Annotated in this window: 1 protein-coding gene; it reads left to right on the forward strand. The window is 76.9% G+C overall.

The window, feature by feature from the left end:
• The coding region (locus ND748_RS33335) for an NAD(P)-dependent oxidoreductase (RefSeq protein ID WP_251750195.1) at window positions 1–630 on the forward strand (630 nt) is incomplete at its 5' end.
• Window positions 631–655 lie beyond the last annotated feature (25 nt).

A 655-nucleotide genomic window follows, 5' to 3' on the forward strand; every position in this document is an offset into this window, starting at 1 on the left:
GCCCCGTTGGTCGCCGACCTCAACGCGATCGCCCCGGCCACGGTCGACCGGGTGGCGGCGGCTCTGGTCGGCCTGGACTTCGTCGACGGGTCGATCTCCGGGCCGCCGCCGGACCGGGCGTCCGGGCGCGGGCGCACCCGGCTGTACCTGAGCGGGCCGCGGGCCGGGCAGATCGCCGCGCTGGCCCATCCCCGGCTCGAACCGCGCGTCCTGGCCGGCCCGGTGGGCGCCGCGAGTGCACTGAAGATGAGCACGGCGAGCCTCTACAAGGGGCTCGCCGCCCTCTTCCTGCAGGCGAGCGCGGCGGCGCAGCAGGCCGGGGTGCTCGACGCCATGCTCGACGATCTGGCGCCGACGTTCCCCGCCCAGGTCCGCGACCTCGGATCATGGCTGGCGCTGTCGGCGAGCAAGGCGGACCGCTACGTCGCCGAGATGCGTGAGATCGCCGCGACCCAGGCCGCCGCGGGCCTGCCGCCGGAGCTGTTCGAGGCGATGGCCGTGGTGTGGGAGCGGGTCGCCCGGTCCCCGCTCGGTGCGCTGAGCCCGGAACGGGCCGGCGGCGTGACGGACGCCGCCGCGGTGATCCGCGCCCTCGACCTGCCCGCCGCCGGGCACCCGCCCGAGTCCTGAGACCGCGACCGGCAGACCACGCACC

Origin of the sequence: Frankia sp. AiPs1, assembly GCF_023716945.1 — a bacterium.
GTDB lineage: Bacteria > Actinomycetota > Actinomycetes > Frankiales > Frankiaceae > Frankia.